The 17,960-nt window shown below is 71.2% G+C and carries 11 protein-coding genes; 6 read left to right on the forward strand and 5 right to left on the reverse strand.

What is annotated here, in order from left to right; all coding sequences use genetic code 11:
• Window positions 1–29: 29 nt before the first annotated feature.
• The 5 genes from BMW62_RS04580 to BMW62_RS04600 all read left to right on the forward strand — a co-directional run bounded on the left by BMW62_RS04580 (window position 30) and on the right by BMW62_RS04600 (window position 4,718).
• Window positions 30–1,940: a type IV secretory system conjugative DNA transfer family protein gene (locus BMW62_RS04580; RefSeq protein WP_091929645.1), complete on the forward strand. Its 1,911-nt coding sequence runs from the start codon at window positions 30–32 to the stop codon at window positions 1,938–1,940.
• Complete coding sequence (locus tag BMW62_RS04585; protein ID WP_091929646.1) at window positions 1,937–2,479, forward strand: hypothetical protein; 543 nt, start codon at window positions 1,937–1,939, stop codon at window positions 2,477–2,479. Before BMW62_RS04580 ends, BMW62_RS04585 begins: the two co-directional genes overlap by 4 nt.
• Window positions 2,476–3,099 carry a hypothetical protein gene (locus tag BMW62_RS04590; RefSeq protein ID WP_244523836.1) on the forward strand — a complete coding sequence of 208 codons (624 nt, stop codon included), beginning with the start codon at window positions 2,476–2,478 and terminating at the stop codon, window positions 3,097–3,099. Before BMW62_RS04585 ends, BMW62_RS04590 begins: the two co-directional genes overlap by 4 nt.
• Window positions 3,096–3,392 (forward strand): hypothetical protein, encoded by a 297-nt coding sequence (locus tag BMW62_RS04595; RefSeq protein ID WP_091929647.1) that lies wholly within the window; start codon window positions 3,096–3,098, stop codon window positions 3,390–3,392. The genes BMW62_RS04590 and BMW62_RS04595 overlap by 4 nt, the downstream gene beginning before the upstream one ends.
• A gap of 159 nt (window positions 3,393–3,551) precedes the next feature.
• Window positions 3,552–4,718: a hypothetical protein gene (locus BMW62_RS04600; RefSeq protein WP_244523837.1), complete on the forward strand. Its 1,167-nt coding sequence runs from the start codon at window positions 3,552–3,554 to the stop codon at window positions 4,716–4,718.
• Window positions 4,719–4,820: 102 nt separating this feature from the next.
• On the opposite strand, the gene BMW62_RS04605 is transcribed toward BMW62_RS04600, so the two are convergent.
• From BMW62_RS04605 to BMW62_RS04625, 5 genes are all read right to left on the reverse strand, one after another.
• On the reverse strand, window positions 4,821–7,097 hold the full coding sequence (locus tag BMW62_RS04605; RefSeq protein WP_170852204.1) for an AAA family ATPase: 2,277 nt from the start codon (window positions 7,095–7,097) through the stop codon (window positions 4,821–4,823).
• Window positions 7,098–7,421: 324 nt separating this feature from the next.
• Window positions 7,422–12,911: a MobF family relaxase gene (gene mobF / locus BMW62_RS04610; RefSeq protein WP_091929687.1), complete on the reverse strand. Its 5,490-nt coding sequence runs from the start codon at window positions 12,909–12,911 to the stop codon at window positions 7,422–7,424.
• Between the two features lie 442 nt (window positions 12,912–13,353).
• Window positions 13,354–14,805, reverse strand: coding sequence for a site-specific integrase (locus tag BMW62_RS04615; RefSeq protein WP_211434977.1), 1,452 nt, complete (start codon window positions 14,803–14,805; stop codon window positions 13,354–13,356).
• Window positions 14,805–15,134, reverse strand: coding sequence for a helix-turn-helix domain-containing protein (locus BMW62_RS04620; RefSeq protein ID WP_091929650.1), 330 nt, complete (start codon window positions 15,132–15,134; stop codon window positions 14,805–14,807). Before BMW62_RS04620 ends, BMW62_RS04615 begins: the two co-directional genes overlap by 1 nt.
• Window positions 15,131–16,246 (reverse strand): tyrosine-type recombinase/integrase, encoded by a 1,116-nt coding sequence (locus BMW62_RS04625; RefSeq protein ID WP_091929651.1) that lies wholly within the window; start codon window positions 16,244–16,246, stop codon window positions 15,131–15,133. Before BMW62_RS04625 ends, BMW62_RS04620 begins: the two co-directional genes overlap by 4 nt.
• Window positions 16,247–16,642: 396 nt before the next feature.
• Between BMW62_RS04625 and BMW62_RS04630 the strand changes: the two genes are divergently transcribed.
• Window positions 16,643–17,875, forward strand: a complete 1,233-nt coding sequence (locus BMW62_RS04630) for an IS110 family RNA-guided transposase (RefSeq protein ID WP_091929652.1) — start codon at window positions 16,643–16,645, stop codon at window positions 17,873–17,875.
• Window positions 17,876–17,960: the final 85 nt, after the last annotated feature.

Here is a 17,960-nt window from a genome sequence, read left to right on the forward strand (position 1 = left end):
ATGAACGCTGCACGTCCTGGAGGTCGGCGGTGAGCGCCGGCCGCCCGCGGCCCGACGTCGGCCCGGCCAGTTGGGAGATCCCGGCCGCCGTTGTCGTGGTGTGGCTGACCGCCGGCGCGCTGCTGTTGCCCGCCGCCCGAGCGGCTGCGGCGCTAGTGACCGGTGGCGGCTGGGTATGGCCGACCGGATCGCCCGCCCTGGTCGCCTCCGTCGGCGGGCTGCTCACCGGCGACCCGGCCGCGGGCCTCGACCACACACAGGCCGCCGCCCTGCCCGGAACGGGCGCCGTGTATGCCGCCGTCATCACCGTTCTCGTGCTGTTCCTGACCGGCAGTGGGGCAGCGGCGTTCGCCGCGCACCGATTCCTCGGCGGGGGAGCGGGCATGGCCACCCGCGGCCAGGTCGCCGAGGTCCTCGGCTCCGCCCGGCTGCGCCGGGCCGCCCCCATCGTCCGCCCGGACCTGCCCCGAGCTCGCCGACGCCGAGACCGCACGCCGATCGAGCGCGAGGTCGGGTGGCGGCTGGGCTCCGCCGCCCTCCCCGCTGCCGGTGACCTGTGGGTGCCCTTCGACCGCGCCACCGGCGTCTACGGCCCCCAGGGCTCCGGCAAGACCCTGGACCTGCTCGCCCCCGCCCTGCTCGACGCCCCCGGCCCGGCGCTGGTGACCCTGACCAAGGCCGAGGACCTGTTGCTTACCCTCGGCGCCCGCGCCGACGGCGACCGCCCAGTCGCCGTGCTCGACCCCTTCGGCGCGGTGCCAAGCCTGCCGGAGCTGGTGTGGGACCCGGTCGCCGGCTGCGTCGACCCGATGGTCGCCGAACGCCGGGCCAAGGCATTCACCGCCGGCACCGTGACCGGCGCGGTCACCGGCGGCAGTAGCGACAGCGCGGCGCGGTTCTACGCGTTCGAGGCGGCCAAGGTGCTGCAGGCCTATCTACACGCCGCCGCGCTCACCGGGCGCACGATCGAGCACGTCCTGGAGTGGGCCGCCCACCCCCAGGCAGCCAACCAGCCGGCCGACATCCTGCGCGCCCATCCGCACGCCGCACCGTTCTGGGACGGGCTACTGCACGGCGCCTTGAGCGGCGATCCGCGCACCGCCGGCAACACGGCGACGACCGTGCAGCAGGCCCTGGCCTTGTTCTTCCAGGCCGACATCCGCCGCCGGTGCGTGCCCGGACCCGGCCGGGCGGCCACCGACATTCCGGCGCTGCTATCCGCTGGTGGCACCGTCTACCTGCTCGGCCGCGACGATCCCTACGCCTCGGCGTCGCCGCTGATGACCGCGCTGGCCGAGCACGTCCTCGACACCGCTCTGCAGCTGGCCGCCGCCGCGCCCACCGGGCGGCTGTGCCCGCCGCTCCTGGCCTGCCTGGACGAGCTGCCCTCCACCGCGCCACTGCCGACCCTACGCACCCGGATGGCCAACGACCGGGCTCTCGGGATCAGCTTCCTCTACGCCGCCCAGACCTGGCGGCAGCTGGTGCTCGTCTACGGCGAGGACGAAGCCCGCGCCCTGTTCGGGCTCACCAACGTGATCGTCGCCTTCGGCGGCGGGAAGGACGGCGGCTTCTACCGCGAGCTCTCCGAGCTGCTCGGCACCACCCGGGTGCGGCGCACGTCCTACACCTACCGCGGAACCGGCTGGGGACGATCCACCCACGGCGAGACCGTGCCGGTGCTGAGACCGGAGGAGATCCGCCAGCTGCCGCCCGGCCGCGCCCTGGTCGTCGCGGAGAACGCTCCACCGCTGATCGCCCGGCTCACCCGCTGCCTCACCGGCCGCCGCGGCGGGGAGCTGCTCGCGGCCCAGTCCGCCGCCCGAGACCGTGTCGCCGCTGCCCGCGACGAGACCGCGCCTCCGGCCGAGCGCGCCGCCCTCGCCCACGAGGCGGCCGCCAACGCCGGCCTGGCCCCGACCGGGCAGGACATCCGATGACCAGCTCCCAGCTCGCCGTCCCGTTTCCCAAGCCGCCGCAGGAGGTGCGCCGCGCCCTCGAACAGCTCCGGCTGGCCGAGGACGCCGGCCTCGCGCCCACCGGCCTGCCGTTGCTGGACCGGCCCTGGGACCCGGCCACCTGCTCGGCAGTCGTACGGCAGCAGTTGTGGCCGTGGCTGGACGACGTCGCGGCCTGGCTCAACCACACCTACGCCTGGCAGACCACGTACGCCATCCCGTCCTGCTGGCCCACCCACCCCCACCTCGTCCAGGAGCTCGCCGTGCTCGCCTGCCTGCGCATCACTGCCGCCGCCGCCATGGTTCCGCACGGGCTGGAGGAGTGGCACCGCTACGCGTTACCGACCTTCCACGCCCGGATGAGCGAACGACTCAGTACGGGTTGCCCGCCCGGCCGGCATACCGACTGGCCCGCCCGATCCCGGGCTGCCGACTACGACAGCCCGAAGGCCGCCGAAGCACGTCGGGCACTGTTCGACCGCGACCTCGGCCCCACCCCGCCCCCCGGGAGTGAGCCATGACCGACCGGCAGCGGGATGGGCAGGCCGTGAGCCGCCCCGCCGCGCATGGCCGCGGGGACTGGATGTCGCTACTCGACGGCGTGCGAATCAGTCGCCGCTGGATGACCTGCCACACCCCACAGCTGCTCGCCGCGTGGTGTGACGCCCCCACCGCCGAGCACCGGCGGTTGATCGCCGCCCGCATCCTGCAGATCGCTGCGGACCTGGAGAGCGAACCGGACGACGTCGACGACATGGCGGCCGCGTCGACCTGGCGGGCGTTCGTCGTCCAGATCGATGACCGCCTGGTTCGCGACCCGGCCTGGCTTCCGCTGGCCGCCGCGCTGACCCGGGCTGCGGCCGCCGGCTACGACGTCGCCGCCCGGCTCCCTGCGCTGGCCGCCGCCGCGCCGGTGCCCGACCGTCATCCGGCTCGGGAGCTGCACTGGCGATTGCTCGACGACTGCCCGGACGCGCTGCCCGCGCTCAGCCACACCGGTGACCTCGCGGCGACCACCGAGGTGGCCCCGATCGTCCACAACGGTCCTGGCGGTCCACAGATGTTCCGCGGCATCCCGCCCGGTCTGCCGCACCGACTCAGCCTCGACACAACCCACCTTCAGGACAGGAGACCGTCATGACCGCCGACGTGGCCAGCGATCCGCTCAGCTATGCCGCCTCCCTCCTCGACGCCGTCGGCGCTGACCGAGAGCAGGTGCCCGCCGACATCGCGCTGGAGTGCCTCTACGCCGCCGAGTTGCTGGAACTCGCCGGTGCCCGTACCGAACGGATACCGCTGATCGACGGCGATCCGCGGGCCAGCGTCCGTGCCGCCATGGGAGCACTCGGCCTGATGGACGAGGCCGCCTTCGCGGACCCCCCGGTGCTCGACGCCGCGCGCGCCGCCCGGCACGCCCTGCGCCGACTGGGCTGAGAAGTGGCCACCACCCTGCAGCAGCTCCTCGACGGCCTCACCGGGCGGGCCACCGAGCCGCAGCCCTCGGCAACGATCGAGGACGTCACCGGCGGGTTGGCCCACCTCGGCCGGGCGCTCACCGGCCTGGCCCACGACGGGCTCACCCCCGGCAACAGCATGCGGCAGCGCGCCGCCGCCGAACTCGCCGCCGCCTGCGCCACCGCTGGCCGGCTGTGGCCGCCCACCGGCGGACCGCTCACCGACCTCGCTGGCACAGCCGCCGATCTCGTCGGCCGCGACCGCGACATCATGGGCCGCTCGCATCGGTGGGCGGTCACCGTGGAACTGGCCGAGGTGGCCGACCACTGCGCGCGGCTCGGCCGCCGACTGCTGCCGCAGGCGGCGGCCCCGGAGTTGGCGACTGTTCGGGAGTCGGCCGTCGCCGTCGAACGGATCGCACAGACCGAGCCTCCGACGGCGATCGGTGCGGTGATGCTCGACCGCCTGGTACCCATGCCCGGCGACCCGCTGGCAGCCGCGCAGCTGACCGTCCTGGATGCTTCCGGGGCGCTGGCCGCGGCAATCGACCGAGCACAGGGAAGCAACGAATTCACCCTGCGCGACTTCCGCGCCGCCGTCGCCGCCGCCGAGATCACCAGCCGCAGCGCCGCCACCGTCACCGCAGTCGCCACCGGCAACGATGCCGGACCGCTGCTGGTCACCGGACTCGCCTGGCAGCTGGCCGGCCGCGCCAGCACGGTCTTCGACGATGGCCGGAGAACTCGGTCCACCGATCCCCACGGCGTCGTCCCGTGGGCCTTGACGTTCGTGGGCTACCTGCGCGCACAGGCCGCCTTCGACACCGACATCGGGGCGCTCCGCGACCGGGACGATCTGGCGGCCGTCGCCGGCAGGATGCAGCAGGTCACCAGCCAGCTGCCGGTCCTCGCCGACCAGCTCACCGCGGCAGTCGACCGCTGGTCCCGCACCGGACAGCTGTACGCCAACGCTCGGGACCTGCCACCCATGGACAACATGCCGGACGACCGGGTGGCTGCTGTGATCGCCGGACGACACGTGCAGGCCCACGGCTCCGATTTCGACCGCCTTCGGCAGGTCGTCGGTAGGGCGGCGGAGCTGTCGACCGGACTGGCCGACGCGCTACACCGCGCCACCGCAGCCGGCCCGCCCGCCCAACGACACCGGGCCCACCTCTACGCCCAGGCAACGCGAGCGCCCGGCGCCCCCGAGCGCCTGCTCGACCACGCCCAAGCTGTCCATCGCGACATCACCACGATCCGGCCCCCGCATCAGGTCGCGCGGACACCCCCACCGTCCGGATAGCCCATCCGGATCCGAGGGGCTGCCGGAGCATCCCGGCATGAGTGGTCGAACGCCTTAAGGGTGCAGAGTGCAGCGCCAGTCGCTAGCCCGTGAAACTTCGTATCATGACTTCGCGGCCTCGGAGTTGCGAACGGCCTGGTAGGCCAAGCTCGTGATGGCCTTGTTCAGTGCGTCGTAGTCCTCGACCTCCTCGCGGGGGTCTTCCGTGAGCTTGAACCGGGATCGCCAGGAGGCCAGCGTCTCCTTCACGGCGTCCGCCTCCACCGAGTAATCGAGCTGGGCCTCAATCTGCTCGATGAGGTCGAGGACGTCCTCGCGGCGAGCGGTGCCCTTCAGCGTGCGAGTGAACTCTCGCTTGATGCGGTTGATGCGTGAGGAGATCCGGTCGACGTTCCCGGCCCGGAGGGCGTCGCGCTGAAGGCGGGAGAGGTTAGAAAGCAGGGCGACGAGGTTGGTCTGGGCGGTGTCGAGGTCGGCGTCCGTGGTAACGCGACTGGCCGTGGTGTCGTCGTCACCCATGAGGATCTCCACGACACACCGGGCGAAGCCGATCTTGTCGAGGTGGAACCCGTCGGTCCCACTGGCCGTGGCGATGGCGGTCTCCAGGTCCTTGAGGAGTCCCTTCTTGCCGGAATCGTTGCCGGCGAACACGATTGCGGCGTCGAGGCCGAGGGCGTGCACGTTGACGTCAGGAACAAACTCGCGGCAGTAGCGGGCGGCGCCGTCAATTGCGACGTTGATCGGGAGCAGGTCCTCGATCGCGACGACGCCGGCGGGGTTGTCGACCTGGACGTCGAGGGCCTTATCGCCGAGCTGGAGGACGAACCTGTCGTTCATGAGCGGCTTACCGGTGGCGCCGCCGTTCTGGAGGTCCCTGCGGGCCTTGTCGCCGGGGCCGTCCGAGTCGAGGAGAACAACGATCGCGGGCTTCTCGACGTCGCGGCCGCGGGCGAGGTAGACCATGTATGGCACGTGCTCGGTGCCGCCGGCCGGGACGATGGTGATGGCGTTGAGGTCGAGGCGGTCGCGTTCGGCGATCCTCTTGCGCTTGAGCCAGCGGGTGGCGCCGGCGATGAGGATCTGATCGGAGGGTCCTTCGACAACGAGGTTGCAGCCGGAGATGAAGGTGGTCTCGGCGACGAAGCTGCCGAAGGCGGACCGCAGGGGCTCGTAGTGGTTGGCGGCGACGCTCTTGACTACGCGAGTGCCTTCGTCGTACTCGCCCTTTTCGAGTACGCGGATGCGGCGGGCGTCGTTCTTGTCGATGAGGAATGGAGAGTGGGTCACGTAGACAACCTGGACCGCGGTGCGGGTGGGGTCTTGTGGGTGGGCGAAATCCTCGAAGATGCGCAGCAGGTCCTGCTGCGCGGAGGAGGACAGGAACCGGTCGGGCTCGTCCATGAGGAGCACTTCGGACTTGGCGACGGTGGTGGGCTCGTGGGCGAGATATTGGACGAAGTAGGACAAGAAGTACTTCAGGCCGTCGCTGCGCTCGTCGAAACTGTAGGACTTGCCAGTGCGGTCGCGGATCTCGAACTGAAGGTCGAACTCCAGGGCGGAGACGACAAGCTCGAACTGAGAGTCTTGAGACCACCAGTGCGGAAAGTTGAGCGCCTTAGCAATCTTCTCGTTGAAGCTGTCGACGAGGCTAGAGGCGTAGCCGTTCTTGTCTTTGATAAACTTCTGCAGTTCGGCGACCTGATCGCGCTCAATCTTGGCCACCTTGAAGAGGAGGTCGGCGGCGAGTTCATACTGCTGAAGGGTGTTGGCGTCGACAGTGTCCGTGGTGTTACTTGGACCAAACGCGGTGGCGATGTCGGCGGCGGCGTTCTGGACGGCGCCTGCGTTGACGAACCACCCGCCGTGGGCCTTGAACCGCTCGTGAAGCGCGGTGACGATGTCGCGGCTGACAGCGTCGCTGGGCTTGCCGGTAATGAGATAGTTCCACGGCACCGAGTTGGGGAGTGGCACTTCGGCGTCGATAACCGTCAGTGCGGGGATGCCCAGCGCCGCGGTGAGGTTGGGCTTCTTGATGTTGTACGGCTCTGTCCACTTACCGTCGGTCTCGACGTAGATCCGAAACTTGTAGGTCGTGTTCATACGAAACAGGGCAATGCGGGTGACGTTGCCCAGCGATTCGGCGCCAGTCATGTCCTCGACGATGGCGACCTCGTCAGGGGTGATGTCGGAGAAGAGAGCACCGAACTCGGGTTTGACCATCTCGGCGTCCGCGCCGAAAAAGGAGGAGTAGCGGCAGAAGTCGCTGCGGTCGTAGCCGGTGCCGGTAAGGGCGGCTGTAATGGCGCGGAGTACCTGGCTCTTGCCGGACTCGTTACCGCCGACGACCGTGGTGATGTCGGGCTCGAGTCGCAGCCGCACAAATGGGTAGTCAGCGCCTGATGGGGTGGAGTCCCATGGCAGTGCCGTGTAGTCCTCATGTGAGGCACGAAGATAGTCGTAGTTGAGTGAACGATAGAAGCGTGCAAATACCTCTTGCAGTCGCAAGTTGCATCCCCCCGTGCGCCCGGCTCGAAAGCCGGGCCCGAGTAGCGTCGGTGGATCCTTGGCGTCACCGTAGTATGCGCCTCCGACAGCCGTGGTGTGCCGCGTTGGAATGCGCCTAGGGGGACGCAGCGCGGACTCGCTCATCGGCATGAGCGTGCGCTCTCGATCGCATGAGAGCGCGTTCCGCAAGCCGAACGTCTAACGGGAGTGGTGCAGGTCCGGAAGCGCGGCCTGCGACGGCCATCCCGTATGCCCCGTCCGGTGAGGATCGTCGTAGGGGGACGCCAACCGGGACGCCTGCCGCGAACTCGCCGTGGTCCTGGCGGCAATCGGTTCGGTGTCCAGCACGGCAGCGTGGACGGCGCCCAGGGGGACACCGAGGATCTCGGTGACTCGGTCGATGTGTGCTAGCCACCGGGCTGGTGGTGTGGCGACGATGATGGCTGCCGCGTCACGCACTCCCGCCTTGATGACCACGGGGTTCCTGTCGCTCCGGGTCGGGGTGAGGCGGGCGTCGAGAAGGGCGTCGGCCAGGCTGTCTGAGGTTTCGATGGCCGTGCGCAGCGCGACGACGCCGTCGCGATGGAGGACGTCGGCCGGGTCGAGGCGGTCGGGCAGGGTGAGCCGGCGGGGGTCGTCGCCGCGCGCGGTGAGCTGCCAGAAGATGCGCTCGGCGGCCCTCTGTCCGGCGGCATCGTTGTCGGTAGCCAGGAGGATGCCGGGATTGCCCTCGCGGATGTGGGAGCGGAGCAGGTCGGCTTGTCGATCGGTGAGGGCTGTGCCGAGGGCGGCGACGCCAACTGTCCGTCCGTCGCCGGCGAGGGTGATCGCAAGAGCATCCAGCGGTCCTTCGACGAGGGCCGGGACGGCACCGGCAGCGAGCGCGGCACGGCTTTCGTAGAGCCCGAGCAGGTGGTCGCCCTTGGTGTAGAGATCGGTGCCCGGGGTGTTGAGGTACTTGGGTCCTGCGCGATCGTCGTCGGTGGCGGCGGGGTTGCGGCGGGCGATGAACCCGACGACGGTGCCGTCGACGCCGTGGATCGGGAAGACGAGCCGGTCGCGGAACCGGTCGATCAGCGCCCCGGTGCGGGCACGCTGGGCGAGGCCGGCGGCGAGCAGCTCAGTGTCGGTAGCGCCGGACGCCCGCAGGTGGTCGAGGAGGACGTTCCACGAGGCGGGGGCGAAGCCCGGGCTGAACCGCGGGTCGGCGGTGAGGTCGGTGCCCAACCGTTCGCGGAGGTATTCCGGCGCCCACGAGTGGGGGTAGCGGTCGGTGTAGAGCGCGGCCGCCTTGGTGTTGAGCTCGATCAGCCGGTCGCGGCCGACGACGGCGGTGGCCCAGAAGTGCTGCTCGAGCAGGTAGTCCGCTTCGTCAGCGGCCGGCTCCCCGAGGGCGAAGGGGTCCGGCGTGCGGTACCGCGGTTCGGCCAGCGACGACTCGCCGCCGGGGACGGGGGGCTCGGCGTCGTCGTCAGGCCCGTAAGCCCAAACGGCGCTGGTGAGCGCTGTGTTGTGGGCGGCCGGTGGGAGCAGATGCGCGTCGTCTGGTGGCTGCAGGTCGTCCGGTAGCGGCTCGGGCGTTTGCACGGGCGCGGGGTCGATGAGGGCGGTGATCCGGAAGACGAGCGTTTCGGCCAGCTCGTTCCCGGACCGGCCGCCGTCGTCCGCTGACGGCAGGCCGGCGACAGGGGCGGTGAGCAAGTCGGTGGAGGACCAGCCGTCGCGGATCCCAACGGTGACCGCAGCGACGAGGGCCGGCCAGGCAGGCGCGGCCAGCACGCTCCGCCCGTGCTCGTCGGGCAGCAGCGTTAGAAGGGTGGTGCACCAGTCCGGCCGGACCACGGTGGCGCCCGGCCCGGCGGCGACGGTGGCCGGGGCCAGGTGAGGGGTGAGTCGCCACCACAGGGCCGCGGCGGGCAGGTCGTCGGGCAGCGGTCGCTGTGCGGCCACCGCGGCGAGCAGGCTGGCGGCGTCGAGGCCGGCGCGGTCGGCTGCCGCGAGCCGTTCGGCCAGGGCCGGCCAGTGCGGGTCGCGGCGCACGCGGGGGTCGATGCTGTCGGCCAGCCTTGACCACCCTGAGCTTTCAAGTGTCGGGATGGCGGCGGCCACCGCGTCGTCCAGCCGTTGCTGATGCCGGCTTTCGGCGGCCGCGGGGTGGGGTGAGCCGGTGGGCCGCCGGTCGCTGTCGGGGACGCCGAGGGCGGCGCGCCAGACGGCAAGTTCGGTGCGCAGGGCTGCGTGGCTGGGATCGACTAGCGGATGCGCCCAGCCGGGTGCGCCAGCCGGTGTCATCGCGGCGGCGGTGTCGGCGACTCGGGTCGCGCAGTCGGTGACGTGGTCGGCGCGGGCGGCGAGGTAGGTGCCCCAGTGCGGGTCGTCGGCCAGGGCCGTGGGCGTGCCGGGCAGCCACGGCAACGGCCCTGCCGGACCGGAACCGGAAACGTTCAGGCGCCAGTCGAGGACGGCGGCGGGGTCGCGGACGCTGTTCAGTTCGCGTCTGGCTGCCGCCGTCCGTAAGGCGGCGATGGGATCGGTGCCGCCGACGGCGAGCAGCGCCAGGTGCCCGTGCAGTGTGGGCCAGGCAGGAGCCCCGGTCAGCCCAGGGTGGAGCTGCTCGGCGGCGTTCTCCAGTGCTTCTGCAGCGGTGGCGCCGAGGTGGTGGGCGGCGGCGAACCGCAGTGCGTCGGCGTACCGCGCGGCCGCGGAGTGCAGCTGTTCGGCAGGGTCGGCCAGCGCCCGGCGGGCACCGGTGGCCGAAGTCTGCGCCCCCTCGCGGTCCAGCATGCCGATCAGCAGGTCAGTGGCGGCGGGTGGATGGACGGCGGCGGGGGTGACGATGCTGTGCGGATCGCCATCCCCGACGGTGGCCAGGTAGAGGTGGTTGGCGGTTCGGCCGCGAGAGAGCGCGACGTAGAGCAGCTGCCGGCTCTCGCTGCCGCTGAGCACGGTGCGGCAGGTATCAGCGGTGACGCCCTGGGCGCCGTGCACAGTGGTCGCGTAGCCCAGTTGCACGTGCTCGGCGACGTAGCCGACGGGGAGGGTGATGCGCCGCCCGCTGCGGGTGTGGGTGACGGCTAGGGCGCCGTCGTCGTGCACGGCGGTGACGGTCCAGCGGTCGCCGTTCTTCACCCAGTCCGCGGCGCCCAGCGGCAGTCGCCGGTCGTTGATGCGGGTGATGATCGGGTCACCGGTGCCGGCCCGGGTGCCGTCGGCCAGCGCCACCTCCGGGCCGGCTGGTCCACCGAGGGCGGCGAGTCGATCGATGCGGGCCCGCGCGTTGAGCGCGGTCACGGTCTCGCGGGTGGCGGCCAACAGCAGGGCGTCGACGCCGCGAGCCCGGTCGGCGGCCCAGGCGGTGTAGGCCTGCTCGGCGCAGGTGGCCGCGTCGCCGACGTGCACCCGGCCGGAGTCGAGGTAGAAGCCCACGGCGGTGGTGTCGCCGTCGCGGACGGCGACGGTGGCCGCGGCCTCGGCCGGATCGGCGAAGCGGACCAGCTGAGTGAGCGTCACCGCGCCGTGCGTCGCGGCGATCTCCGACAGCACACCGCCGGCGGCGACCGCGGCCAGCTGCCGGTCATCCCCGACCAACCGCACCGATCCGCCCCGCCCCAGCACGTGGTCGACGGCGGCAGCGAGCTCGCGGGTGCCGGCCATGCCCGCCTCGTCGACGATCACCAGCGTGCCGGGGCCGATGTCGGTCACCCAGGCCGGCCGGTCGCCGGTGTCCAGCGCCCAGACCAGCTTCGTCACGGTGTCGCAGTGGCCGCCGACGGCCTCGCGCAGCCCGGCGGTGGCCACCGCCGACGGCGCCAGGCCGAGCACGCTGCCGCCGCCGGCGGTCCAGGCCCTGGCCAGCGCGGCCAGCGCGGTGGTCTTGCCCGTACCGGCGGGCGCGATAGCCAGCTGCACCCGCATCCCGCTGCCGGCCAGGTCCCGGACCAGCTGAGCCTGGCCGGGGTTGAGCTCGGTGCCGTTGGCGGTGGCCTCCAGCAGTGCCAGTTCGACCACCCGAGGATCAGCCTGGCGGCCGTCGGTGCGTCCCGCGGCGGCCAGCAGCAGCGCCTCGGCGCCTAACACCTGCTGGGACGTGTAGAGCTCGGCGCCGGCGACGGTGAAGACGCTGGCGCCGTCCGAGCGACGCAGCTCCGAGGGTTCGACCGCCGAATCCAGCTCGCGGAGCGGGATCGACAGAGAAGGGGAGAGCGCCGCCGCGCTGACCTGGGACACCGCGGCATCGACGACGTCCGGCGCGAGGTCGGCGGCCCGCACGGATCGTTCGGCTTCGGCGCGCACGTGCCAGACCTGCCAGGTCGCGCGCTGCGCGGAGACCGTGTCCAGCACCCGGCCGGCGGCTGAGCGCACCCAAGCATCGGTCACCACCGCAACGGCACGGACCCGTGGGCGCAGGACGTCGTCGAGCATGCCGGCCACCGCATTTGGCCCGCCGAGCACTTCGAGGGCCTGCTCTCGCCAGGCCGCCCGCTGTTCGGCCAGCGAGCGAGGCTCGTGCTTCGCGTCCCGCGTCTCCAGCGTGGCCTGCTGGGCCAGCGCGATCGCCTCGGGCGTGGTCGGTGTCCGCCCGTGCTCGGACTGGAAGTCGGTGGCCAGCTCGTCACGGCGGATGTCGATCGCTTGCCGCCGCGAGGACCAGGCGGCCAGCAGCCGGGCGTCGAGGCCGACGATCTCCCGCACCGGCCGCTTGCCGTCCTCCCGGCCGGGACGCTCGGCGAAGCGAATCCCGAGCCCGGATATCAGGTTGGCCTCCAGCCGGGTGTTGTACCGCTCCGAGGCCGCGACGTTGGCCTTGTACAGCACCCGCCCGTCCAGGGCCCGCCACCGCCCGTCACGGGTCTGCACCTTGTTGCTCACCGCCACGTGGGTGTGCAGGTCCGGATCACCGGCGCGCGAGTCGCGATGGGTGAACACCGCGGCGATCAGCCCGGAGGTCTCCACCTGCCGCACCCCGCCGGCGCCCAGCCGGGTGAAGCAGGCGTGCTCCTCGAGCCAGGCCAGCGTGTCGTTGACCGCGGCGTGGTGGGCCGCTTCGATCTGCTCGGAGATCTCACGTGGCGCAAGCGCCCACAACGCCGAGACCGATTTCACGGGCGAGAACGTCAGGTCGTAGCCGGCCACCGCCTTCGTCGCCGGCCGCGACGCCCGGGCGATGAACCCGGACAGTTCCCGGACGTCGGCGGGTGGGCGGCTGTGCTCGGCGGCGAACATGCCGCGTGCCACCTCGCCACGGATGCGGGCCCGTTCTGGCGCCGGCAGGGGCGCATCGCGTGGCAACCTGCGCGCGGCGTTGACCGCAGCGAACTCGTGCGCGCAGCGGGCCCGGAAGCCGTCCGCGGGTGTGGGGTAGACGAGGAACGGCTGGCCGAGGGCGGCGGCGGCGCGCGCCTGCTCCGGCGTCCGTCCGGCGGCCAGGGCGTCCCGCTCCAGACGCTCGGCGTCGGGATGGCAACCCTCGCCGAACAGCGCCTTCATCTGCGCCTCGTCGACCGGCTGCCCGGCGCTCACCCCGGTCAGCCCGGTCAGGCCGCTGCCGGTCCACACGCCCGGCGACTCGCCCCGCTGTGAGTAGTAGTCACCCAGGCCGGCATGCCCGCGTTCGGTGGCATCCTGCGCTGCGACCTGCCGTGTCAGGTAGGTGTAGCCGTCACCCGCGGTCAGCTTGTGCAGCGACATCACCACGGCCGAGGACGGTAAAAGCGAGACCTCCAGTGGTTCTCGCGTAGTTCTCCCGTTCTGCGGCCTTCTCAGTTCCCCGCCGTTTATCGGCGGGGTGCAGCGCTATCGCGGGGCTAACTCCTTACAACCCGGCAGGAGGATCGAGGTGGCCGGCGGATCGTTGCCGGCGCCGGGGAGGTCCGACAACCGTCGGGCCGGTCGCGTTGCCGCCCGTCTGTCGGGGGATGGACCGGAGCCATCCGACGGATGACGGCGCGCACCAGGCTGGCAGGAAGGTCGCCTGCCAGAAGGTGGCTCGGTCGGCGAGACGCGACCGACGTGGGCACGAACACCGGGGTCCGACGAGCTGCGTCGATACTCAGGATGTCGGCGTCTCAACTGCCGTGGCGCGAATCCCACTAGATGCAACATGCAGCCTGTATCGGTGGGTCTGCGATGTTCAGTGCGGGATTTGTTCCCTGCGCTGCTCGATGTAGCCGCCCCAGTCGCGGGCGGCCAGGGCGGCCCATCTTGTCGCCGCGGTGGAGGAGATGCCGAGGGTCTGGGCGAGGATCATGTGCGGGATCTGCGCGGAGAGTGCGAACAGCGCGGCGTGGCGTGCGGAGTGCGGTCGGATGCCGCGGGCAACGAGCTGGCTGCGGATGTTCTCGGTGACGAGGTGCCGTCCGGGGATCCCGCCGGGGAAGAGCCAGCCGTTGCCGCGGCTGGCGTAGGAGGCCTGTCCCCGCTGGTCCAGGTGGGCGTGGACGAGCGCGCCGAGAGGCTCGGGCATCTCGATCGGGGTGTCCCGGAAGGTGACGAGGACGCGGCCGCCGGGATCGGTGACGTCGACCTGGTCGGTCCGCATCCGGCAGATGTCGACCAGGGGCTGAGCGAACAGCAGCATGAGCAGCCCGCCGATGCGGGTGTAGAGGCGGATCCTGTCGTCGTGCAGCAGCGTGGCAACGTGCTCCCAGCGGTCAGCGTCGCTCATGGTGATCTGCGGCGCGGGTCGTGCGGCGACGGCCGTGGTGAGTGCAGTGTTCAGGCCGGTCTGCCGGGCCCAGGTGAGGAATCGGGTGAGTTCACTGCCGACCGACTTGGGCTGGGAGGCGAGGAAGTTCTCCAGGTCGGCCTGGGTGGCGGTCTCCAGGCTGCGGTCGTGAGCCTCCAGCCAGCTCAACAGGCCGACGACGCGTCGCAACTGGGAGCGGGCGGCCTGGAAGACGCCCTTGCTGAGGGTGCCGTCCTGTGCTTGCCGGCGGAGTCGGCGAAGGACGGTCCAGCGCGCGTACTGGTTCACGAGGCGGGCGTGGTGCTCGGAGAGCGGCTCACCAAGGCTGCGGAGCCAGGGGATCATGCGCTCGAGTAGCGGCTCGTAGGGCGGCAGGACACCGGCGGCGACGAGCAGGTCGCGCAGGTAGTTGTGGCTGCGGTCCATCGGCAGGTCGCTGAACGTGTCGTGGCTGATCGCGATCTCGCCGCGGGCCATCTGAGCGAGCAGGGTGGGGCCGATGCGTTTGCCGCGCATCAGCCAGTAGATTCCGGTCTGGGGTCGCTCGCCGCCGAGGAGGGTGTCGAAGACCGGCCGCAGCCGTTCGTGGATGTCTCCGGTGGCGGGGTCGGTGAGCAGCGCGGTGAGGCGCTCGTGCAGCGTGCAGCGGGCGCAGCGGATGTGCCCGTAGGGATGGTCCTCGCGTCCGCATTGCGCGCAGGCGAAAATTGATGGGTGGCCCGCGCAGTCCGCGCAGATGGTGCGCCCGCCGGCGTCGGGCCAGGCCAGCGGCCTGATCTGGTCGCAGCCGGGGCAGGGTGCCGGGTGGTAGTGGCGGCGCCGGTAGCAGGGGCCGCAGATCCGGGTGTGCGGCAAGACGATGGAGCCGCCGGTGCCGCCGCACCAGCCGCAGCTCATCAGGCGCCGTCGGGTCGGCGGACCTTGGCCCGGACCGGCCGCAGCGACCCGATCTTCGGCCCGGAGTCGGTCGTGCCGGTCTTGGCCGCGGGTCGCTGCTCGACGACCGGCACGACCAAGTCGTTCGGTGTGCAGCCCAGGGCGTCGCAGAGCGCGACGAACACGTCGGTGTTCAATCGCTGCGGCGGCTTGGTCACCAGCCGGTAGACGTGCTCGCGGGTCAGATGGATCCCGCGTTCTTCCAGCAGCGGCAGCAGCTGGGAGGTCTGGAACAGGCCGCGGTCGGCCATCACCTGGCGCAGGTTCCACTGCATCGAGATCGTCCTCATGGCGTGCTCCCGTCATTCTCCGGCCGGTAGATCCGCGCGAGCGCGGCCTGCAGGGTCTTGTTCTTGAAGTCGTTGCTGACCGAGGTGTAGATCGCCGTGGTAGAGCCCCACAGGTGGCCGACCTGGTCGGTGACGAACCGCTCCGGGTAGCCGAACTCGATCAGGTGCGTCACGTAGGAATGCCGCAGGCAGTGCAGGGTCAAGTGCTCATCCAGGCCGAGGTCGGTACGGACCTGGGCGAAGAACTCGTCGACGTGACGGGCCGAGACCCGGGTGAGCCGTTCGGTCAGCCACAACGCCGGGTGCTCGGCGGCGTCGAAGATCGGGCGGGCCTGCTCGACCCACTGCCGCAGGCCGTCGACGACCCAGTCGAACTCCGGCACCGCCAGCACCGTCCGCCGCCGCGGCAGGCTGCCCTTGGTGGCCTTGCCGAACCGGACGTGCACCGACCCGTAGGTGCCCCAGGCGCGCACGTGCGGGTTGGGGCGCAGGTCGGCGACGTCGAGGCTGCAGAGCTCGTTGCGCCGCAGCCCGAACGCGTACGCCGTCTTGATCATCATCGCGTCCCGCAGCGCCGCCAGGGATCCCTTCCGGCCCGCTTGCACGATCGTGTCCACTCGGTCGTCGAGATGATCGAAGAGCCGCTCCAGCTCGTCGTAGGTCAACGGCCGGCGCCCCGGCTTGCCCTCGTAGTCGTTCAGATGCGCGACGGTGTTCCACTCGCTGCACACCTGCGCGGGCACCTGCCCGAACCGGTCCCGGCACTGGGTGGCCCACTCGTACCTCGGGTCGGTCACGTAGTCGCAGAACAGCCGCAGCGTCAGGTGGTAGCCGCGGATCGTGCTCAGCGCCAGCCGGTCCCGTCCGGAGGTCAGCGACACCGTGAAGTCCTCCACGTCACCCGCCGTCCACTGCCACGGGTAGCTGTCGGTGAACTCGGCGAACCGCCGCACCAGCCGCTCCCGGTCGCTGATCGTGCCCTCGGCGAGCTGGCGCGACTTCTGCTGGCGGGCCCAGCCGGCGACCATCGCCTCGAACACCGCGGCCGGCTCGTTCAGGTGCACGACGCCGGGAGCCAGCATCAGCTTCGCCGAGCCCGGCACCTCGCCCATTCGACCTCCGACCGCTGTTGCATCAAACGTCACTTTGTGACGCGAACGCTAACAGTCGGATGCTGTGCCCGACGGCTACAGCGGAACCCCGGCGCGGCACCGGGAATAGGGGGCCCAGCTCAGGCGCCAGCTGTGACATCTAATCGAATAAAGCCCGGACTGGCCGACAGTGCATGAGGTGTAACGGCTTGCGATCTTGAATCGCTGGCCCTGGGGATGAGAATGCTCCTGTCGTCCGGCGACGTCGCGACACATTGGTGCGGGCGAGCCCGTTGAGGTGTATGGCGCGGGGTTCTCGGGTGCCTCTGATTGCTGCCGAAGAGCGCGTGGGTCTGTGTCCAGGTAGAGAACCCTCCGGGCGACGCCGACCCCTGTTGTCTATGGGAGGTGATCAGGGTGGAGGTCCTGTTCGAGCGGGTCGCCGGGCTGGACATCGGCAAGGCGTCGGTGACCGTCTGCGTGCGCATCCCCGGCCCGGGCGGCCGGCGGGTGAGTGAGACGCGGACGTTCAAGACGACGACGCGGGCGCTGGGGGTGATGCGGGACTGGCTACTCGAGCGCGGGGTGACGATCGCGGCGATGGAGTCGACCTCGACCTACTGGAAGGCGTCGTTCTACTGCCTGGAGGAGTTCATGGAGGTGTGGTTGCTCAACGCCGCGCACATGAAGGCCGTCCCGGGGCGCAAGACCGACGTCAAGGACGCCGAGTGGATCGCCCAGCTGCTCGAGCACGGGCTGCTGCGCCCGTCGTTCGTGCCGCCCCCGGACATCCGCCGGCTACGGATGCTGACCCGCTACCGGGTGCAGCTGATGGGCGACCGCACCCGGGAGGCGACCCGACTGGAGGGCATGCTGGAGGACGCGTCGATCAAGCTGTCCGTCGTCGCCTCGAGCCTGACCACCGTCTCGGCGCGGGCGATGCTCGCGGCGCTGATCGACGGCGAACGCGATCCTCGGGTGCTTGCCGACCTGGCCAAGGGCAAGATGCGCGCCAAGATCCCGGAGCTGACCGAGGCGCTGATCGGGCACTTCGACGCCGGCCACGCGCAGCTGGCCCGCTCCATCCTGGGCCGACTGGACGCGGTCGAGGCCGACCTCGCCGAGCTGGACGCGGTGATCGCCGCTGCCTGCCAGCCGTGGGCGCACCACCTGGAGCTGCTGCAGACCATTCCCGGCGTGGGGCCCAAGGTCGCCCAGGTGATCCTCGCCGAGACTGGCGGGGACATGTCTCGCTTCCCCTCCGCGGCGCACCTGGCAGCCTGGGCCGGAGTGGCGCCGGCGGTCTACGAGTCGGCCGGCAAACGCAGTCCTACGGGAGCCCGGCACGGCAACAAGTGGCTGACCACCATGCTGGTTGAAGCGGCCGCGGCAACCGCCCGGATGAAGGGCACCAACTACCTATCGACCCAGCATGCACGGCTCACCGCCCGGCGCGGGACGGGCCGCGCCCAGGTCGCGGTCGCCCACTCCATCCTCGTCTCGGCCTACTACATGCTCAAGAACGACGAGCCCTACCGCGACCTGGGACCGGACTGGCTGGCCCGGCGAAACACCGAGGCCCACACCCGCCGGCTGGTCGCCCAGCTGGAGAAGCTCGGCCACACGGTCGTCCTCGACCCGGCTGCCTGACCCGAGTGCAGAAGTACCGGAGGACGGGCTTCGCCCGCCCCGCGCTGACGCGCGCCTGCAACTCACCTATTCACGGGTCTGTGTC

This window comes from Blastococcus sp. DSM 46786, from assembly GCF_900109665.1.
Classification (GTDB): domain Bacteria; phylum Actinomycetota; class Actinomycetes; order Mycobacteriales; family Geodermatophilaceae; genus Blastococcus; species Blastococcus carthaginiensis.

Excerpts from the sequence above, each read along its gene's own strand:
- BMW62_RS04585 (WP_091929646.1), top strand. The coding sequence starts at position 1,937 with ATGACCAGCTCCCAGCTCGCCGTCCCGTTTCCCAAGCCGCCGCAGGAG.
- BMW62_RS04590 (WP_244523836.1), top strand. The coding sequence starts at position 2,476 with ATGACCGACCGGCAGCGGGATGGGCAGGCCGTGAGCCGCCCCGCCGCG.
- BMW62_RS04595 (WP_091929647.1), top strand. The coding sequence starts at position 3,096 with ATGACCGCCGACGTGGCCAGCGATCCGCTCAGCTATGCCGCCTCCCTC.
- BMW62_RS04600 (WP_244523837.1), top strand. The coding sequence starts at position 3,552 with ATGCGGCAGCGCGCCGCCGCCGAACTCGCCGCCGCCTGCGCCACCGCT.
- mobF (WP_091929687.1), bottom strand. The coding sequence starts at position 12,911 with ATGTCGCTGCACAAGCTGACCGCGGGTGACGGCTACACCTACCTGACA.
- BMW62_RS04615 (WP_211434977.1), bottom strand. The coding sequence starts at position 14,805 with ATGAGCTGCGGCTGGTGCGGCGGCACCGGCGGCTCCATCGTCTTGCCG.
- BMW62_RS04620 (WP_091929650.1), bottom strand. The coding sequence starts at position 15,134 with ATGAGGACGATCTCGATGCAGTGGAACCTGCGCCAGGTGATGGCCGAC.
- BMW62_RS04625 (WP_091929651.1), bottom strand. The coding sequence starts at position 16,246 with ATGGGCGAGGTGCCGGGCTCGGCGAAGCTGATGCTGGCTCCCGGCGTC.